This window comes from Kumtagia ephedrae (assembly GCF_003012745.1).
GTDB classification, from domain to species: domain Bacteria; phylum Pseudomonadota; class Alphaproteobacteria; order Rhizobiales; family Rhizobiaceae; genus Kumtagia; species Kumtagia ephedrae.
In genome coordinates this window covers 1-19,119 of record NZ_PXYK01000015.1, presented here as the reverse complement: position 1 = coordinate 19,119, position 19,119 = coordinate 1, and the positions used below count along the sequence as shown (strand labels likewise).

Annotated in this window: 15 protein-coding genes; 7 read left to right on the top strand and 8 right to left on the bottom strand. The window is 66.6% G+C overall.

Annotated elements, in window-relative coordinates; translation table 11 throughout:
• The first annotated feature begins 624 nt into the window (after nucleotides 1–624).
• Together C7I84_RS16100 and C7I84_RS16095 are read left to right on the top strand one after the other, a co-directional pair.
• Nucleotides 625–975 (top strand): YciI family protein, encoded by a 351-nt coding sequence (locus C7I84_RS16100; RefSeq protein ID WP_106773228.1) that lies wholly within the window; start codon nucleotides 625–627, stop codon nucleotides 973–975.
• A gap of 4 nt (nucleotides 976–979) precedes the next feature.
• A complete protein-coding gene (locus C7I84_RS16095) occupies nucleotides 980–2,221 on the top strand; it encodes an RNA polymerase sigma factor (protein WP_106773227.1) in 1,242 nt (413 codons plus the stop codon).
• A gap of 340 nt (nucleotides 2,222–2,561) precedes the next feature.
• Here the strand turns inward: C7I84_RS16095 and C7I84_RS16090 are convergent, their stop codons facing one another.
• The 7 genes from C7I84_RS16090 to C7I84_RS16055 all read right to left on the bottom strand — a co-directional run bounded on the left by C7I84_RS16090 (nucleotide 2,562) and on the right by C7I84_RS16055 (nucleotide 9,437).
• The gene (locus C7I84_RS16090) at nucleotides 2,562–3,644 is read right to left on the bottom strand and encodes an ABC transporter ATP-binding protein (RefSeq protein ID WP_106773226.1); all 1,083 of its coding nucleotides are present in this window, start codon (nucleotides 3,642–3,644) and stop codon (nucleotides 2,562–2,564) included.
• A 245-nt stretch (nucleotides 3,645–3,889) separates the two neighbouring features.
• The gene (locus C7I84_RS16080) at nucleotides 3,890–4,993 is read right to left on the bottom strand and encodes an ABC transporter ATP-binding protein (RefSeq protein WP_106773225.1); all 1,104 of its coding nucleotides are present in this window, start codon (nucleotides 4,991–4,993) and stop codon (nucleotides 3,890–3,892) included.
• Complete coding sequence (locus C7I84_RS16075; protein ID WP_106773224.1) at nucleotides 4,990–5,199, bottom strand: hypothetical protein; 210 nt, start codon at nucleotides 5,197–5,199, stop codon at nucleotides 4,990–4,992. Before C7I84_RS16075 ends, C7I84_RS16080 begins: the two co-directional genes overlap by 4 nt.
• Nucleotides 5,196–6,155: a carbohydrate ABC transporter permease gene (locus C7I84_RS16070; RefSeq protein ID WP_106773223.1), complete on the bottom strand. Its 960-nt coding sequence runs from the start codon at nucleotides 6,153–6,155 to the stop codon at nucleotides 5,196–5,198. The genes C7I84_RS16075 and C7I84_RS16070 overlap by 4 nt, the downstream gene beginning before the upstream one ends.
• Nucleotide 6,156: 1 nt before the next feature.
• Entirely contained in the window at nucleotides 6,157–7,062 is a 906-nt protein-coding gene (locus C7I84_RS16065; protein ID WP_106773222.1) for a carbohydrate ABC transporter permease, read from the bottom strand.
• Nucleotides 7,063–7,144: 82 nt separating this feature from the next.
• Nucleotides 7,145–8,455, bottom strand: a complete 1,311-nt coding sequence (locus C7I84_RS16060) for an ABC transporter substrate-binding protein (protein ID WP_106773221.1) — start codon at nucleotides 8,453–8,455, stop codon at nucleotides 7,145–7,147.
• Between the two features lie 358 nt (nucleotides 8,456–8,813).
• Nucleotides 8,814–9,437: a TetR/AcrR family transcriptional regulator gene (locus tag C7I84_RS16055; protein ID WP_106773220.1), complete on the bottom strand. Its 624-nt coding sequence runs from the start codon at nucleotides 9,435–9,437 to the stop codon at nucleotides 8,814–8,816.
• Between the two features lie 52 nt (nucleotides 9,438–9,489).
• Here C7I84_RS16055 and C7I84_RS16050 point away from each other — a divergent pair, with 52 nt between their 5' ends.
• Complete coding sequence (locus tag C7I84_RS16050; RefSeq protein WP_106773219.1) at nucleotides 9,490–10,359, top strand: phosphoenolpyruvate hydrolase family protein; 870 nt, start codon at nucleotides 9,490–9,492, stop codon at nucleotides 10,357–10,359.
• Between the two features lie 4 nt (nucleotides 10,360–10,363).
• Nucleotides 10,364–10,780, top strand: a complete 417-nt coding sequence (locus C7I84_RS16045; RefSeq protein WP_106773218.1) for a cupin domain-containing protein — start codon at nucleotides 10,364–10,366, stop codon at nucleotides 10,778–10,780.
• A 12-nt stretch (nucleotides 10,781–10,792) separates the two neighbouring features.
• On the opposite strand, the gene C7I84_RS16040 is transcribed toward C7I84_RS16045, so the two are convergent.
• Complete coding sequence (locus tag C7I84_RS16040; protein WP_165816099.1) at nucleotides 10,793–11,602, bottom strand: SapC family protein; 810 nt, start codon at nucleotides 11,600–11,602, stop codon at nucleotides 10,793–10,795.
• A 266-nt stretch (nucleotides 11,603–11,868) separates the two neighbouring features.
• Here C7I84_RS16040 and C7I84_RS16035 point away from each other — a divergent pair, with 266 nt between their 5' ends.
• From C7I84_RS16035 to C7I84_RS16025, 3 genes are all read left to right on the top strand, one after another.
• Nucleotides 11,869–15,564, top strand: coding sequence for a FecR domain-containing protein (locus C7I84_RS16035; RefSeq protein ID WP_245428461.1), 3,696 nt, complete (start codon nucleotides 11,869–11,871; stop codon nucleotides 15,562–15,564).
• Nucleotide 15,565: 1 nt separating this feature from the next.
• Nucleotides 15,566–17,515 (top strand): CHASE2 domain-containing protein, encoded by a 1,950-nt coding sequence (locus C7I84_RS16030; RefSeq protein ID WP_106773215.1) that lies wholly within the window; start codon nucleotides 15,566–15,568, stop codon nucleotides 17,513–17,515.
• A gap of 117 nt (nucleotides 17,516–17,632) precedes the next feature.
• The gene (locus tag C7I84_RS16025) at nucleotides 17,633–18,811 is read left to right on the top strand and encodes a M24 family metallopeptidase (protein ID WP_106773214.1); all 1,179 of its coding nucleotides are present in this window, start codon (nucleotides 17,633–17,635) and stop codon (nucleotides 18,809–18,811) included.
• Nucleotides 18,812–19,119 lie beyond the last annotated feature (308 nt).

The following is a 19,119-nucleotide window of genomic DNA, read 5'->3' as shown; positions in this document are numbered from 1 at the left end:
AAGGTTTCCGTCTGGAAGTTGGAGGTTTTGAAAAAAGATCGGGTTATCCCGGACGATCCGGATTCCGGCGACAGGATCGGATGAGCCGGCCGGCTGCGTTTTGGCTGGTCCTGGCGGGCAATGGTCGAGGGGCCGGCTGCACGGCAGATCGTGTGGGTGCGTCGGAGGCGGCGCCGGGCAGTTCAGCCTCGCGTTCGGCGGGACGGCCATGGTGCGGCAGGAGCGGCGGGCCGAGACTCGTCGCAGCCGTGCCTGGCGCATCTGCGCCGGCAGTCCGTGGATTTCCTCAGCCCATCCGTGGTCGGACAGGCCCGTTGACGGAGACTGGAGCGCGTGCCGAGGGAAGCAGGGAGGAGTGAGCCGGGCACCGCGCGACTGCCCGCCCGGCGCCGGCGGAGAACGCCGGGGAGGCCGGGATGAAGCGGTTCTTCACGGCGGCCGCCTGGGATGATTGCCAGCAAGGTGGAATGGCCGCCTGGGGAGGGAGGATGCGGCTGCCGCCACGGACGGGGCAAAAATTCTCCTGTCGCATGTCGATTCCGTCGGGTGCCGTTCGTTTTCGGTTGCACGCCTTGCTTTCCAAGGCATCATCGCCCGGAACGGGCCGCAGAAGGGAGCTTCACCGTGAAATACATCGCGCTCATCTATTCCGCCGAGGCGTCCGAGCCTCCCTATGGGACACCGGAGTTCGGCACTTATCTCGCCGAATATCAGGCGGCCAACGAGACCTATGCCCGCGACGGCGTCCTGGTTGCCGGCGAGGCGCTGAACGGCGTCTCCACGGCGACGACGATCCGGGTGCGCGACGGCAAGGTCGAGACCATGGACGGGCCCTTCGCCGAGACCAAGGAACAGCTCGGCGGCTTCTACCTGCTCGACTGCGACAATCTCGACGAGGCCATCCGCTATGCGGCGATGATCCCGACGGCGCGGCATGGCGCCATCGAGATCCGGCCGGTCATGAGCTTCGGCTGAACCGATGACGGATGCCGCCGCCCCGCAGCCCGTGCGCGCCGCGATCGAGCAGATCGTGCGCGACGACTGGGGGCGGCTGCTGTCGTCGCTGATCCGCAACCTGCGCGATTTCCAGCTCGCCGAGGATTGCCTGCAGGATGCGCTGGAATCGGCGCTCGTCCATTGGCAGCGAAACGGCCCGCCCGCCTCGCCCGGCGGCTGGCTGATCCAGACGGCGCGGCGCAAGGCGATCGACCGTATCCGCCGCGACGTGAACTTCAGAGCCAAGCAGGAGCAATATGCCGTGCTGCTGGCGCTCGACGCCGACAGCGTCGAGGCCGCCGAGCCCGAGGCGATTGCGGACGAGCGGCTGCGGCTGATCTTCACCTGCTGCCATCCGGCGCTCGACCGCAAGAGCCGGCTGGCGCTGACCTTGCGTACGCTGGGCGGCCTGACCACCGCCGAGATCGCCCGCTGCTTCCTCGACGGCAAGGAGGCGATGGCGCAGCGCCTGGTGCGTGCGCAGGACAAGATCAGGCGCGCCGGCATCCCCTACGAGGTGCCGGACGACGACGCCTGGCCGGCGAGGCTGCAATCCGTGCTGGGCGTGCTGTATCTCATCTTCAACGAGGGTTATGCGGCCAGCGCCGGCGAGCGCCGCATCCGCGTGGACCTGTGCGAGGAGGCGATCCGGCTGGCGCGGGTGATGCTGGCGCTGCGACCGGAGGAGCCGGAGATCGAAGGACTGCTGGCGCTGATGCTGCTCAATCATGCCCGCCGCGCCGCGCGCCACGCCGGCGGGCTGGTGCCGCTCGAGCGGCAGGACAGGGCGCTGTGGGACGGCAACGCCATCCGCGAGGGGCTTGCCCTGGTGGAGGCGGCCCTGAAACGCGGCCGGCCCGGCCCCTACCAGCTGCAGGCGGCGATCAGCGCCATCCACGCCGAGGCACCCGACCACGCGCGCACCGGCTGGCCGGAGATCGTGCTGATCTATGACGAGCTCTACCGCCTGGCGCCGAACCCCGTGGTGCGGCTGAACCAGTCGGTGGCGCTCTCCTATGCCGAGGGGCCGCAGGCGGCGCTGGCCATGCTCGAGCCGCTGCGGCCGGCGCTGTCCGGCTATCAGCCTTTCCACGCCGCCCGCGCCGATTTCCTCCGCCGGCTGCAATGCACCGGGGCGGCCGAAGCCTATGAGGAGGCGATCCGCCTGTCGCAGCACGCCTGCGAGCGACAGTTCCTGGAAATGCGCATGCGCGAGTTGCGGTAGTCGGAGCCCGGAATGCCGTCGGCGGATCTCGTACCTCGGCTGCAAGTTTGGTCGATGAAGCGTCCCTCACCGGCTCGCTGCGCCACTTGCCCAGAAGAGAGGAACGCTGTGATGCCGGCCCGTCTCCAGCCCGGGCTCCTCGCCCTCATGAGCCGCAATCGGATTCACACATCTGGAAACTGGCTTTGCCGGCATCGTTGAAGAGATTTTCTTCATCTCGGAGTTGGGAACGGCGCGGCCAAGTGCGAGATGTGTGAATGCGATAGCTCATGAACCGGGAGGGTGGCCGGACTGGTGGGATTGATTGGCAATGCCCGAAATCCGGGTTCACGACCGGTGCCTACCCCGCGTGGCGCAGGCTGACGCCGGTGGCGCGGTCGAACAGCGCGACCTTTTCCGGGTTCCAGTCGAAGCGCACGGTCTGCTCCATGGCGAGATCGACGCGGGCCGGCGCGGTCGCGTGCAGCATCCAGTCGCCGACCCGCAGCGTCACGATCTTCTCCACGCCATGGTTCTCGACGTCGTGCACGATCGCCTCCACCGGCGCGCCGGCTTCGATCACCACGTCCTCCGGCCTGATGCCGAAGACGAGAGGCCGCCCGTCCGCTCCCCGGGCAGGCGCGGCGCTCCCGCAGGGCAGTTCGAAGCTCTTCGGTGCGATCACCGCCCGGCCGGAGGCCAGCGTGCCGTCCAGCAGGTTCATCGGCGGCGAGCCGACGGCGCGCGCCACGAAGGTGTTGAGCGGGTTGGAGTAGATTTCCTTCGGCGTTCCGGTCTGCACCAGCCGGCCCTTGTCGAGCACGCCGATCTTGTCGCCCATCGACATCGCCTCGATCTGGTCGTGGGTGACGAACAGGAAGGTGGCGCCGAGATGCATCTGCAGGTTCTTGAGCTCGGTGCGCAGTGCCTCGCGCAGCTTGGCGTCGAGCGCCGACAGCGGCTCGTCCATCAGGAAGACGCGCGGCTTCCTGACGATCGCCCGGCCGATCGAGACGCGCTGCATCTCGCCGCCTGAGAGGCGGTCGGTCTTGCGGTCGAGCAGGTGCTCGATGCGGAGCGTCTTGGCGACCCGCGTGACTCGTTCCGCGATCTCGGCCGGCTCGACCCGGCGGATTTTCGACTTCAGCGGGAATTCGAGGTTTTCGCGCACCGTGTAACGCGGGTAGAGCGAATACTGCTGCAGCACCAGGGCGACGTCGCGTTCGGCCGCGCCCCAGTCGCCGACGTCGGTGCCGTCGATGAAGATCTTGCCCTCGGTCGGCTTCTCCAGCCCGGCGATGAGGCGCAGCGTCGTCGTCTTGCCGGCGCCGGTCTCGCCGAGCAGGACGAAGAACTCGCCGTCCTGGATTTCGAGGTCGAGCCCCTTCAGCGCGGTGTGGCCGCCGAACTTCTTGGTGATGGTCTTGAGCTGGATATGGGCCATGGGTTAGCCGGCCTTTGCAAAGGAAAGTCTGGACGGGCAAGGCGTTCCTTCGCACCCCCCTCTGTCCTGCCGGACATCTCCCCCGCAAGGGGGGAGATTGGCTGGCCGCTTTTGTTTCGCCAATCTCCGACGTTGGAGGAAGAGTACCTTCAGCGAAGCCGCCGATCTCCCCCCTTGCGGGGGAGATGTCCGGCAGGACAGAGGGGGGTGCGACGAGGCACTGAACATCGTGATCAAGCCACCCATCACAACCGCACCCCCAGGCTCTGCCCGCTCGCGTCGAAGAAATGCGCGTGGCTGGGGTCGAGGCGGGCGAACACCCGGTCGCCGGCCTTGTCGACATAGCCGGCCTTGGTGCGGGCGCGCAGCATCTCGCCGCCGATCCTGAGGTCGACGATGTCGTGCGAGCCGAGCGGCTCGATGATATGCGCCTCGACCGGCAGGAAGCCGTCCGCCGCCTCGTGCCGCACCAGCACGCCTTCCGGCCGGATGCCGAGCTTGAGATCGCCAACCGCCGCCTTGCCGTTGAGCTTTCCGAGCAGCTCGCGCGGGAAGGCAAAACCCTCGGCGGCTCCGTCCACCGTCACACGGGCCTCGCCGCCCGCTTCCGAGACGGATGCCTTGGCGACATTCATCACCGGACTGCCGACGAACTGCGCGACGAACAGGTTGGAGGGGTATTTGTAGACATCCTCGGGGCTGCCGACCTGCTGCAGCACGCCCTCATGCATGATGACGATGCGGTCGGCCAGGCTCATCGCCTCGATCTGGTCGTGGGTGACGTAGATGGTGGTCGAGCCCTGCTTGACGTGCAGCCGCTTGATCTCGCCGCGCATGTCCTCGCGCAGCTTGGCGTCGAGCGCGCCGATCGGCTCGTCCATCAGCATGGCCTTGGGCCGGCGCACCAGCGCCCGGCCGATCGCCACGCGCTGCATGTCGCCGCCCGACAGCGCCGACGGCTTCCTGCCGAGCAGGTCGGTGATGCGCAGCACCTGCGCGATCTCGCGCACCGCCTTGTCGACCTCCGTGCGGCTCATGCGGGTGGCGCGCAGCGGGAAGGCGATGTTCTCGTAGACCGTCATGTGCGGGTAGAGCGAGAAGGACTGGAACACCATGGCGATGTCGCGGTCCGAGCATTTGAGATGCTGCACCGGCTGGCCGTCGATGAGGATGTCGCCCTCGTCGATCGTCTCCAGCCCGGCGATGCCGCGCAGCGTCGTGGTCTTGCCGCAGCCGGACTGGCCGAGCAGCACGATGAACTCGTTGTCCTCGATCTTCAGGTTGAGGTCCTTGATGACCTGTACCGTGCCGAAGAATTTCTGGACGCCGCGGAGTTCGATCTGGGTCATGGATGACCTTCTCCCTTCGGCGCGTCCTCGTCGTCGCTGACCACCTTTGCCCCGAACCAGTTGGTGAACAGGAAGGTGACCAGGCCGACCAGGATGATGGTGAGCCCGTAGCGGTGCAGGAACAGGTTCCAGGGCTGGCACAGCGCCACGATGCCGAGCACCATGACGATCTCGGCGATGCGCTGCAGTCTGTCGGAGCGTATCATTTGCGGATCGCTCCGAACGACATGCCGCGCAGCAGATGGTTGCGGAGCAGGAAGGTGAAGATGGCGACGGGCAGCAGGAACAGCACCGTGCCGGCGGCGATCACCGTCCAGTCGGGCAGGCCGGAACCGACCTGGCTGGGGATGAAGGGCGGTGCCGTCTGGGCGCGGCGGTTGGTCATGATCAGCGCGAAGGCGTATTCGTTCCACGCGGTGATGAAGCAGAACACGGCCGTCGCGGCGATGCCGGTGGCGGCCTCCGGCAGCACCACCTTGAAGAAGGCCTGCATGCGCGTGTAGCCGTCGACGAGCGCCGCCTCCTCGTATTCCTTCGGGATCTCGTCGATGAAGCCTTTCATCAGCCACACCGAGAAGGAGAGATTGAAGGCGGTGTAGAGGATGATCAGGCCCCAATGCGTGTCGTTGAGGCCGACCATCCGGTACATCAGGAACATCGGGATCGCCACCACCACGGGGGGCAGCATGCGCGTCGACAGGATGAAGAACAGAAGGTCCGCCTCGCCCTTCATCTTGAAGCGGGAGAAGCCGTAGGCGGTGAAGGTGCCCATGCCGACGGCAAGCACCGTGGACGTGATCGCCACGATCAGCGAGTTCATGAAGCGGTCGGGATAGGCCGACCATTGCACGTTGCCCCTGCCGTCGCGCACCACCTTCTCGCCGCCGTCGAAGACGATACGCTCCCACCAGGGCGCCGCCTCGTATTCCTCCGGCGTCGGCTGCGTCCTGAGCTGCGAGCGCTTGGTGAACAGTTTCACCCAGGGCGACACCTCCGGCTGGAACAGGACGGTCGGCGGGATGGTGGTGGCGAGATTGCGCGGCTTGAAGGCGGTCGAGGCGATCCAGTAGATCGGCGCCAGGAAGACCAGCGTGATCACGATGACGGCGGCGATGGCGACGCGGTTGAGCGCGACTTCGCCGGATGTGCGGACGGCGGCCATCTCAGCGCTCCTTCACCTTGTTCAGGTATTTCACATAGATGTTGGTGATCGCCAGGATCATGATCAGCACGATGTAGGCGAGCGCACAGGAGCGGCCGGTCTGCCATTCCTGGAAGGCCATCTTGTAGAGCCGGATCGAGATCAGCTCGGTGGTCGGCTGGCTGGTCAGGATGTAGGCGAGGTCGAAGGTCTTGAACGCCTCCATGGTGCGGAAGATGATGGCGATCATCAGGATCGGCGCGACCAGCGGCAGGGTGATGCGGAAGAAGGTGTAGAGCGGCCCGGCGCGGTCGATCGCCGCCGCCTCGTAGAGATGCTTCGGCACGGCCGACAGGCCGGCGAGCGACAGCAGCATGACGAAGGGCGACCACATCCAGATGTCGGTCAGCGCCACGGCGTAGAGCGCCATGTTGGGATTGGACAGCCACTCGAAGGTGCCTAAGCCCAGCGCGTAGTTGATGATGCCGAAGGACGGATCGTAGAGCAGCTTCCAGAACAGGCCGACCACCGCCATGGACAGCATCATCGGCAGCAGCAGCAGCGTGGTCAGCAGCCCCTTCAGCGGGATATCGCGATTGAGCAGCATCGCCATGCCGAAGCCGACGATCACCTGCCCCACCACCGAGACGATCACGTATTTCGCGGTGATGGCGAAGTTCGACCAGATGAAGGGGTCGTTGAGCAGCTCGCGATAGTTCTGCAGCCCGACGAAGTTGGCCGGCGCGTTGGTCGAGGCGCGGAAGTCGGTGAAGGAATAGCCGAGCGAGTAGATCAGCGGGAAGATGTTGAAGACGATCAGGAACAGGATCGTCGGGATGACGAACAGGTTGCGGATGGTGAGATCGCTCCAGCCGCGGGCGGCGGCGCGCGATTGCGGATCGAGCCGGGTCATGACGGCGGTAGCCAAATCCGGATTCCTTCCATGGAAACCCTGAAAAGAAAAGGAGGGGACGGGGACCGTCCCCTCCAGATGTGCCCCAGTGCCGGGCTTACTGTACCCGGTTGTACTTCTTGAACGTCGCGTTCCAGTCGCCGGCCAGCGAGTCGAGCACTTCCTTGGCCGTGCCCTGGTCGCCGGTGATGTAGGGATAGACGCGCTGGTTCATCTGGATCAGCAGCTCGGCATATTCCGGCGTCGCCCAGAAGTCCTTCACCTTGAACATGGTCTCGTAGAAGGCCTTGTTGTAGGGCGTGGCGTTCTGGAACTCGGCGCTCTCCAGCACCGCCTTGTTGCAGGTATAGCCGCCGAGCTCGGCCCACTTCTTCTGCGTGTCGTCCTTGATGAACCATTCCAGGAACTTCATCGCCTCTTCCTGGTTCTCCGAATAGGAGACCACCGAGATGCCCTGGCCGCCGAGCGCGGCGAACTGCTCGCCGCCGGGGCCGGCCGGGTTGGCGAAGAAGCCGGTGCCCTTGGCGTTGGGATTGGAAGACTCGTTGACCAGCGCCGGGAAGAAGGCGAAGTAGTTCATGCTCATCGCCGCCAGGTTCTCGGTGATCGCCTGGTTGTCCTCGATGAAGAAGCTCTTGGCCCAGCCGGGCGGCGTGAACTTGTAGAGCTCCTTGTAGGCCTCGAGCGCCGCGACGTTCTTGTCCGAGTTGATGATGCCGTCCACCTTGTAGGTGGCGTAGTCGCCGAGTTCGCCGCCGAAGGAGAAGATGGCGTTCTCGACGCCCATCACCAGCGCATCGTAGGAATTGTCGGTGTAGATGGCGACGCCGTAGCGCTTCTCGTCGGGGCGGTGGAAAAACTCGGCGATGTCGCGCAGCTGCTTCCAGTCCTTCGGCGGTGCGAGGTCGTAGCCGTATTTGGCCTTGAACGCCTCCATCTCCTTGGGATCCTCGAACCAGTCCTTGCGGTAGGACCAGCCGACCGCGTCGCCCTCCGCCGGGATCGACCAGTATTTCCCGGAACTGGCCGGGTATTCGGCGTAATACTTGACCGTCGCCGGCGCCATGGTCTCGGCGAGCTTGTGCTTGTTGAAGAACTCGGTCAGATCGACATAGTGGCCGGCCTCCGAAGCTGCTCCGATCCATTGCGAGTCGCCGACCACCATGTCGTAGGCGCTGCCCTTGGCGTTGAATTCGGTGAAGGCCTTGGTCTGGAAGTCGGACCACGGCGTGGTCTCGACGGTCACCTTCACGCCGGTCTCGGCCTCATAGAGGTTGGCGAGCTCCTGCAGGTAGTTCGCCGGATCCCACTCCGCCCAGAAGATGGTGAGTTCCTGCGCGAACGCCGAGGTTCCGCAGGCAAGCGAGAATCCGATGCCGGCCAGCAGACCGGTCAGTGTCTTGCGCATTCCAAATTCCTCCCTTGTGCAACTGCATTCTCGAGTTGTCCGAGCGCGATGCTCGGCCCCGTCTGCCTTCGCTGCCGCATCGCCGCCCGACCCTCCCCGGCCGGTTCTAGACGTGCCTCGGCCTCCCCAGCCGATTGTTCCTCCCTCTACAATCTGGTATTACCAATATGCGTTCGTCGTCAAGGGCTTTGTTGCCGGCCAGTTCCCGCCCGCAAAAGCGGCTCCGCTCGCATAACGCGCGATTTTTAACCGATTTTCTTTCTCTGCCGGCGGGTGTGGATCAGCGGGTCGAGCACTCCCTTGAAAAGTCACGTTCACTTTACCCATTATCTGGTCCAACCAGATTGGCGAGAAAGTTTCACGCTTCGGCCGCGGCGGATGCCTGTACCAAGGTCGCCGCCGCCCATCTTGCCACGGCCAAGGTCTCTTCGCCATCGAGACCCCAGATGTCCTTCAGCACGATCAGCACCTCCACGCCGAACACCAGCGACAACGCCTGCGCGAGCCGGTCGAACTGCGCGGCGGGCAGCCGGTCCCGGAGCGGTGCGATCGCCTCCTTCAGCAAGTCCACGCGATGGCCCCGGGTGAGGCGCGGCTCTTCTCCCAGCGTGCCCGCCTGCCGGCGCGCCCACTGGTCGAGCGACAGCTTCAGTGCGGCCTTGAAGGTCGCCTCGTAGGCCTCGATGCGCGGCAGCGACGTCGCGATCAGCTGGTCGACGCGCTCGCCGGTGTCCTTTGCCGCCGATTTCCAGGTCAGGATCGGCCCCAGCCCTTCATGCACCACCGCCTGCACCAGGGCTGCCTGGCTGGGGAAGTAGCGATAGGCGGTGGCCCGCGAAACGCCGGCCGCTTCCGCCGCCTCGGTCACCGACGGCGTCACGCCCGATTGCATCAGCCGGCTCGCCGTGTCCAGCAGCAGGCGGCGGGTGCGGGCGCGGGGGCCGCGCTCCGCCGTCGCCATCGATTGACGTGAGACATCCATATCAATACGATACGCCCGTCTCAAAAAATTGCAACGGCCAGGCGAGGGCAGAATGCCGCTGATTCCGCGAAAAAAGATCGTCGACAAATTCAGGAAGATGATCGCAGGCGGCGTGCCGATCGTCGGCGGCGGCGCCGGTACGGGCCTGTCGGCGAAATCCGAGGAGGCCGGCGGCATCGACCTGATCATCATCTACAATTCCGGCCGCTACCGCATGGCCGGGCGCGGCTCGGCAGCCGGCCTGCTCGCCTACGGCAACGCCAACGAGATCGTGAAGGAGATGGCGGTCGAGGTGCTGCCGGTGGTGAAGCATACGCCGGTGCTGGCCGGCGTCAACGGCACCGATCCTTTCGTCATCATGCCGCGCTTCCTCGCCGAGCTGAAGGACATGGGTTTTTCCGGCGTGCAGAACTTTCCGACCATCGGCCTGTTCGACGGTACGATGCGCCAGAGCTTCGAGGAAACCGGCATGGGTTTCGGCCTTGAGGTCGACATGATCGCCGAGGCCCACAAGCTCGACCTGCTGACCACGCCCTACGTCTTCAACACCGACGAGGCCAAGGCCATGACCAGGGCCGGCGCCGACATCGTCGTCGCCCATATGGGCGTCACCACCGGCGGCACGATCGGCGCCACGTCGGCGAAGTCATTGGACGACTGCGTGGCAGAAATCGACGCCATCGCCGAAGCGGCGCGCTCGGTGCGCAAGGACGTGATCCTGCTCTGCCACGGCGGGCCGATCTCCATGCCGGAGGACGCGCGCTACGTGCTCGAGCGGATCGACGGGCTGCACGGCTTCTACGGCGCCTCGTCGATGGAACGGCTGCCGGCGGAGGCGGCGATCGCGAAGCAGACGGCCGACTTCAAGGCGCTTCCGGTGCGGGGCAAAGCGGCGAAGCCGGCGAAGAAAAGGAAGGGATGAGGCCATGACCGACACATCGAAAGTCTTCGTTTATCCGCAGGACGTAAGTGCGTTCGGCTTCGACTGGGGCAGGCTGGCGCTGACGGTGGCGCCGGAGGTCAACGGCGCCAGGCGATTTTCCGGCGGGGTGGTCGACCTGCCCTCCGGTCAGGGCCATGCCCGCCACAACCATCCGGGCGCCGAGGAGATCATCTTCGTCATCTCCGGCAATGGCGAGCAGATGGTCGAGGACGAGGCCGGCAAGCCGGTGGTCGCGAAGGTGGGCCCGGGCTGCACCGTCTTCGTTCCCGAAAGCCGCTACCACTCGACGCTCAATACGGGCGACGGACCGATGCAGCTCTTCGTCGTCTATTCGCCGGCCGGACCGGAGCTGGCGCTGCGCGACCTGCCGGATTTTCGCATGCTCCCGCCGGGAACCTAATAGTCGGGGGCGTCACTCGTCCTTGAGAAAGGTCGACCAGTCGATCTTCAGGTTACCGTCGTCTTCGGGAATGAAGCTGTTGGCGGGGATCGCCATGCGCTGCCGCCTGGCGCGGTCCTGCGCGCCGGCCAGGCTGCCCAGCACCGAAATGTTGCCCATCGAAAACAGCTGACAATAGGCGGTGGCGAGCGCGCCGCAATCGCGCAGCGCCACGAGATCATCGGCTCCGACCGCGTTGAGGGCCGCCTCGTTGATCCGCTTGAGGCCGCCGATCCGCCGGTCGCCTGTCTCCTCCTTGGCGACCACCGGCCATGGCTCCAGCAGGCCGCGCGTCGCGAGGGCGGCAACGGCGTTGCGCACGACGTCGAGGCTCCGGCGTGCCCGGGTCAGCGAATCGGCGATGGCCTGGGTCTCGCGCGTCGGCGTGCCGTCGGAGGCGAAGAACGGAAAGCCGTGCTCGCCGACCGCGGTGTCGCGGATCAGCCCGCTCGCCTCGTTGACGCAGAGCGCGAACTTGCCGTCGGCCTGGCGGCCGAGGCTGAAGGGAAAATTCTGCAGCGCGGCCGGAACATGGGAGGCGAGCCAGCGTCCGTCCGGCGCGACGAAGAGGTTGCGGTCGCGATGGAGACTGAACAGGGCGACCAGCGTCGCGCCGTCTTCCATGTCGACGAAGGCCAGGGGAAAGGCGCGGCCGGCATGCGCGATCTCCGACGCACCCACCGGCGCAAGATTGATCGACGCGGCGAAGCCGTAGCCGGTCGGACGCTGCCATTTCTTGTGGAGGTGGCGCTCCCGGGTGATGACGTGCAGCGTCTCTGGCATGTCCGCTCCGCTTTCTTTGTGCCCTCCATGATGCCGATCCCGCGGACCCGGCGCAACCGGCTTGCCTTGGGACGAAGAGACGTGGCGGTTCGAGCAAAACGACATCGGTAACTTGCCCCGCGGCGCGGTCGCCTGCGGTGAATATTTGGTGGTCATAGTGGTTCCCAAGCTTGACTTCGGTGTTCCTCTCTTTTCATAAGGCAGGAGAGGCGGGAACAATATCGGGCGGCATGCGAATACTTGCGGGGGCAGTTGCGGCGGGTCTGATGCTCGGATGCGCCGCCGTGGCGCATGCGGAGCCGGTGGCCCGCGACGCTCCGGCCGCCGGCTCGGTGATCGCCCGCAAGACCGGCGAGGAGGTGCGCTTCATCGACGTCAGCACTTGGCGCGGCGTCGACATCCACCAGGATCTGCTGGCCGGCGACGTGCTGAGGACGAACGCCCAGGGCAATCTCGCCGTCCTGTTCGCCGACAAGACGCAGGTCCGGCTCGGCCGCAACACCACCATGCTGGTGAAGGAGGTCAATCCCGGCGCCGATTCGCTGTTCGGCCTGGAGAGCGGCAGCATCTGGGCGCGCGCCGAGCGCGGCGGCGAGGGCATCGTCGTGGAGACGCCGGCCGCGGCCGCCGCGATCCGCGGCACAGACTGGACGATGACGGTCGACGCCTCCGGCCGGACCTCGCTGACCGTGCTGGAAGGGCAGGTCGAGCTTTCCAACGCATTCGGCTCGGTCTCGGTGCGGCGTGGCGAGGCGGCCTCCGCAAGAATCGGGCAGGCGCCGACCAAGATCGTGATCGTCGACCCGGACGACCGCGAGCAGATGCTGTTCTACCTGTCGCTGCGGAACGGTTTCGCCGCCATGCCGGCCTCGCCGCTCTCCAGCGCCGGGATGCGCGGCGAACGGGCGCGGATCGCGGCGGTGCCGGAGGCGCGGCGCACCGCCGAGCAATGGCTGACGCTGGCCGAAGTCGGGCTCTCCTATGACGGGCGCGGCGCCGGCAAGCGCGCCGCCGACCGGGCGCGCAGCCTACCGCTCGATGCGTCGCAGCGCGCCCGCCTCGATCTCGTCGACGGCATGATCGCGGCGTCCGAAAAGCGCTACGACGCGGCGATCCCGCTGCTTTCCCGCGCCGCGCCGCTTCTGTCCGGCAGCCGGCGCCAGGTCGCCCTCTACGCCGCCTATTTCGCCCGTACGCTGGCCAACCCCGACCATCTCGAGCAGCCGCCTTCGGGTGCCGCCGTCAGCCCCTATGGCGCGCTGGCAGAGGCCTGGACGACCGGCTTCCTCAAGGACATACCGGCGGCGGTCGAGGTCATCCGCCGCGCCGAGTTGCGCTTTCCCGACGACCCGACCCTGCCGGCGGCGCGCGCCCAGATGGCGCTGCTGCTCGACGACCGGGTGCAGGTAAAGGAGGCGGTCGACCGGGCGCTCTCGCTCGATCCCGACGACCCGACGGCGCTGGAGGCGCGCGGCAACTACCGCGCCGACATCGACAGCGATCTCGACGGCGCCACTGCCGACCTGAAGCGGGCGACCGAGCTGGCGCCGGGTTCCTCCTCGGCATGGAACGCGCTGGGCCTTGTGCTCGACGAGCGCGGCGCGACGCGCGAGGCGGAGGCGGCGCTGCAGACGGCGGTCGCGCTCGACCCGCAGGACCCGGTGTCGCGCGCCAACCTGGCGCTGATCTATCTCGGCCAGGACCGGCTAGCCAAGGCCAAGGCCGAGATCGACAGGGCGATGGCCGAGGATCCCGGCTTCGACATCGGCCTGGTGGCCCGCGGCCTCTACCACCTGAAGACCGGCGAGATGGACAAGGCGATGCAGGACCTGCTCGCCGGCTCCACCGCCAACCCCGCCTTCGCGCAGGCGCTGCTGCTGCTCGCCGCCGGCTATTACGAGACCGGCCAGCGCCAGCCGGCCGAGCAGGCGCTGGAGAATGCCGACCGCCTCGACCCCAATGATCCGGCGACGGCCAATGTCGCGACGGCGATCGCGGCGGACGATTACGATTCCGATCGCGCCATCCGCTCGGCGCAGGAGGCGATGAAGCGCACGCGCGCCCGCGGCGGCGACTATGCCGCGCTCAGCGCCAGCCGCGACCAGGGCTCGACGCTGAACCACGCCTACCGCCTGCAGGGGCTCGATGCCTGGGGCCGCTTTTATGGCGACGTGGTCTTCGATCCGTTCTCCGCCAGCGCGCTCGCCGACCAGGCGATCGCCGGCAGCCCGAATCCGTTCACCACCAGCGGCGACTATGACGGGCAGACGGTCGGCGAGCCGATCGCTGGCGATTCGGCGCTGTCGTCCCTCATCCAGGGTCTGCTGCTCGAACCGCAGATGCTTGCCGGCCGCTCCCGCGGCGCCAATCTGATCAACCGGCCCTTCATCGAAGGCGCGATCCAGGGCGGCGGGCTCAGCGGCGACGCCAGCGGCTGGACCGGCGAAGCCGAGGTGAAGGGCTATCTCGCCTACCCGTTCCCGATCAGCTTCTATGGCGAATTCACCAAACGCGATACCGAGGAGTCGCGCGGCGAGATACAGCCCGATGCGAGCCGGACTTCCACAGAGTACGATCTGTTCGACAAGACGGTAGGAGGCTTCGGATATCTGACGCTCAGCCCGACTCCGAACGACAACATCGTGCTGTTTGCCGCGGTCCAGGATACCGAGGATGATCTTCGCAATGGTCTCACGGTTTATGTTCCGCCGCTTGGGATTCCAGTCCCGCCCAACACATCCGGCGTGAATTCTCTCGACTTGCTCGGTTCCACAAACGATCGCACCGTTGACGACCGCACTGGCGGTTATGGTGCTGCCTGGAGCCATACTTTTGGGTATCGGAACGTGGTGAGCGCGGGTGTGTTCGCGTCCGGCTTCAAACGTCACAGCCTTGAGGCTACCAACTTCCTTATCCTGCTCAACGACCAGTATCTGGTATCTGGTCTCGGTGCGCAGGAGGTTAAAGCCGACAGTGATTCAGTACTCGGCAGCGTGAACCACACGCTGGGAGTTGATGATCTGACTTTGCGCTATGGCGCGGAGGGCGGAATGCTCAATCAGAACCGCACCGCATCGAACCTGACATATATTCCGGGCGTGTCGCGGGATCTCACGACCACCGAGAGCAACTTCGACCTAACCACCGGCCGCATCTACGCAGACGTCCTCTACGACATCACGCCCAGCCTCAAGGCGGAAGCGGGCCTGTTCGGCACCATGTTCGAGGGCGAGGCGCTCGACGAATTCCGGGCGGAGCCGCGCGTCGGTGCCGCCTGGGCGCCGTTCGAGGGCCACTGGCTGCGCGTTGGCTATATCGAGGAGAGCAGCGCGCTCAACGCCTTCACCCTGGCGCCGGTCGGCGTGATCGGCATGCAGGCGAACCAGGCGCCGCTCGACATCGGCGGCAAGAGCAGCAGCTTCGCGGCCCGCTGGGAGGCCCAGTGGTCGGATCACCTGTTCACCGCGGTCGACTACCAGCACCAGGAGCTCGACGATCTCGCCATTCCCGTCCCGCTCAGCCTCGACCAGATATCGCTCACCGAAGGCCGGATCGACCGCGTCAGCGCCACCGCCAACCTCTGGCTGACGCACGGGTTCGGCGCCTTCGCCACTTTCGCCTACGCGAACTCGGAGAACCGCGATCCGTCGAGCCTGAGCTATGGCGGCCTGATCCCGTACGTTCCGGAACAGACGGCGAGGCTGGGCCTGACCTGGGTGAGCACGGCCGACGTCAAGGTCACTGTCGCCGCGAGTTATGTCGGCGAGCGCTCCGGCGGCGATTCCGGCATCATGCTCGACCCCTACTGGACGGCCGACGCCTTCCTCACCTGGGAGCCGCTGGACAGTCGTTTCGAACTCGAACTCGCCGCCTACAACCTGTTCGACGAGGAGTTCGAGGTGGCGCCCAACGTGCCGGGCTGGGGGCGCGTCTTCACCGGCTCGCTGAAGGTCCGGTTCTGAGGTGGCCGACGGCGCGACCATCGACGCGCGCCGGGCCTGGCAGCTTGCCGCCATCGCCGCGGCGGTGGCCGTCCTCGTCTTCGCCGCCTCGCTCGCCTCGGCCTGGCGGCTGGTCGAGCTGAAGATATTCGACCATTTCTCGACGCTTGCGCCGCCGCCGCTCTCGCCGGATTCGCCGATCATCGTGGCGATCGACGAGCCCTCGATGGCGGAGATCGGGCAACGCTGGCCGTGGCCGCGCGACCTGCATGCCCGCCTGGTGACGGCGCTGCGCGCTGCTGGCGCCGAGGCGATCGGCCTCGACATCATCTTTTCCGAGCCGTCGACGGCTGCGGGCGACCATGCGCTCACCGCGGCGCTGGGGCCCGACGTGGTGCTTGCCGCCGACGAGACGGTGATCCGCACGCCGCAAGCCGACCAGCTGATCCGGGTGGAACCGCTGGCGGCCTTCACGGCATCCGGCGCGCGGTCGGGCATCGTCTCGATCAGCCTCGACGGCGACGGGGTCGTACGCCGCGTTCCGGCCTACGCGGACGGTTTTGCCGCGCGGCTGCTCGAAACCGCCGGCGGCGTGGCGCCCGCAGTGCCGGCAGGGGCGCTGATCCAAGGTTTTGGTCCGCCGCGCAGCTTTCAGACGGTGTCTTATTACCAGGCGCTCGATCCCGGCGCCTTCCTGCCGCCCGATGCGTTCCGCGGCCGCACGGTTATCGTCGGCCTGTCGATGCAGTCGGCGCCCAGCGTCGACACCGGCGGACCCGACGTCTATGCCACCTCCGACACGGTGCGCAGCCACAGGCTGCTCGCCGGCGCCGAGTTGCAGGCGACGATCTTCGAGAATCTCGGCGGCCGCCATTTCGTGATGCCGGCGCCGGTGGTGGCGGTCGCACTCGCAATTTTGGCCGCTGCGGCGCTGGCGGCTCTTTCCGTCTGGAGCGGCACGGGACGGATCACGGCGGCGGTCTCCATCGCCGCCGTGCTCGGCATCTTCGCCGCCAGCCTGCTGCTTCTCCAATACGGCCGCGTCTTCCTGGCGCCGGTGGCGCCGTCGCTCGCCTTCGCCGGCGTCGCTGCTATCCAGAGCGCGCGCGACTACGCCGCCGAGCGCCGACGCCGCATGAGGATCACCCGCGCCTTCTCGCAATATCTGTCGCCGGTGCTGGTCGAGCGGCTGGCCGACGACGTTTCCCAGCTCAAGCTCGGCGGCGAGCGGCGCGTGCTCACCGTGCTGTTCTGCGACGTGCGCGGCTTCACCACCATCTCGGAGGAGATGAAGGACGACCCGGAAGGGCTCACGCGGCTGATGAACCGGCTGCTCAACCCGCTTTCCGACGTCATCCTCAAGGCCGGCGGCACGATCGACAAATATATCGGCGACGCGATCATGGCCTTCTGGAACGCGCCGTTGGAGGATCCGGACCATGCGGTCCACGCGATCGAGGCCGCGCTTGCCATGCTGGACGCGGTCGACGCGCTGAACGCCGAGCGCGAGCGGGAGGCAGCCGGCTCGGAGCGGGCGCCCACACCGCTGCGCATCGGCGTCGGCATCAACAGCGGCGACTGCGTGGTCGGCAACATGGGCTCCGACTTCCGCTTCAACTATTCGGCGCTGGGCGATCCGGTGAACCTCGCCTCGCGGCTGGAAAGCGAGACGAAGAATTTCGGCGTCTCGATCCTGGTCGGCGAGGCGGCGGCGCGGCTTGTCGGTGGGCGGATCGCGCTGGCCGAACTCGACCTGGTCAAGGTGAAGGGCAAGTCGCAGGCGGTCATGGTGTCGACGCCCGTGCCCCGCGCCACCGCGGACGCACTCGCCTGGCATGCGGCGCTGATCGCCGACATGTATGCCGGGATGCTCAGGGCCGACGGTCCCCGCTTCGAGGTTCTGGGGAAAGAACTGCCGGAGGTGGCGGGTTTCTACCGGATTCTGCGCGATCGTCTGGCGGCAGGGCGGTAAGCGCCGGCTTCACGGCCGGTTTGGCCGGGCACAAGGGCGGGGCAATCACAGGGCAATCACAAACCGCCGTTGCAGGCCAGGGCCATGCACGCTACCGTCGCGGCAGGGAGAGAGATCATGAACATCAAAACCGAGACGCCGGTCGCCGTTCCGTTCGACCATGAAAAACTCGACCGGCTGATGGACAAGGCTGGCATCGACATCCTCGTCGCCACCTCCAAGCACAACGTCCAGTACCTGCTGGGCGGCTACAAATTCATCTTCTTCGCTGCCATGGACGCGATCGGCCACAGCCGCTACCTGCCGGTGGTCGTCTACGAGAAGGGGCGGCCGGACCACGCCGCCTATGTGGCCAACCGGATGGAGGGCGGCGAGCACGCCAACCGGCCGTTCTGGACGCCGACGCTGCATGCCGCCGCCTGGGGCACGCTGGACGCCGCCCAGCTCGCCGCCGACCATATCCGCAAGATCGCGGCGCCCGGCGCGCGCATCGGCATCGAGCCCCCCTTCCTGCCGTCCGACGCGCATGCGGTGCTCGGACAGCTCGGCAACCGCGCCGAGCTGGTGGATGCCACCAGCGTGTTCGAGCGGCTGCGTGCGGTCAAGACGCCGGAGGAGCTGGACAAGCTGCGCACCGCTTCCGAACTCATCACCGACTCCATGCTCGCCACCATCGAATGGGCAGGCGAGGGCACGACCAAGGCCGAGATCATCGAGCGGCTGCGCAAGGAGGAGACCGATCGCGGGCTGCATTTCGAATACTGCCTGCTGACGCTGGGCTCCAGCCACAACCGCGCCGCCTCGCCGCAGGCGTGGAAGAAGGGCGAGGTGCTGTCGATCGATTCGGGCGGCAACTATCACGGCTATATCGGTGACCTCTGCCGCATGGGCGTGCTGGGCGAGCCGGATGCCGAACTGGAGGATTTGCTGTCGGAGATCGATGCCGTCCAGCAGGCCGCCTTCGGAAAAATCCGCGCCGGCGCGCCGGGCGGCGATTTGATCGCCGCCGGCGAGCAGCGGCTGAAGGCTTCGCCGGTCGCGCCCTACACCGACTTCTTCGCCCACGGCATGGGCGTCATCACCCATGAGGCGCCGTTCCTGATGACCAACCACCCGGTCACCTATGAAGGCGTCGACGCCGCCCACCCGCTGGAAGCGGGCATGGTGCTGTCGGTGGAGACCACCATGCTCCACCCGGCGCGCGGCTTCATCAAGCTGGAGGACACGGTGGCCGTCACAGAGAGCGGCTACCAGATGTTCGGCGAGCGCGGCCGCGGCTGGAACCGGGGCGGGTGAGGCCTATGTTTTCTTCCCCCCATGGACGGCAGGGCAATCGCATATGCCGATGTTGACCGTCATTCCGGGGCCGCGCAGCGGAACCCGGAATCCAGAGCGTTGGTGTCGAAGGAAAAGCGAGACTTCGCAAATATCCAGGAATTTCGAGCAGCGTCCGCACTCTGGATTCCGGGTTCCGCTGCGCGGCCCCGGAATGATGGGTGGACGGCCCCTCACGGCATCGAATGTGCCAAGCTGGAGCTGTTGGACTCAGCGAAGGAGACCGTCCGCGATGCAAACTATCAGATTTGGAATAGATTTGGCCAAGA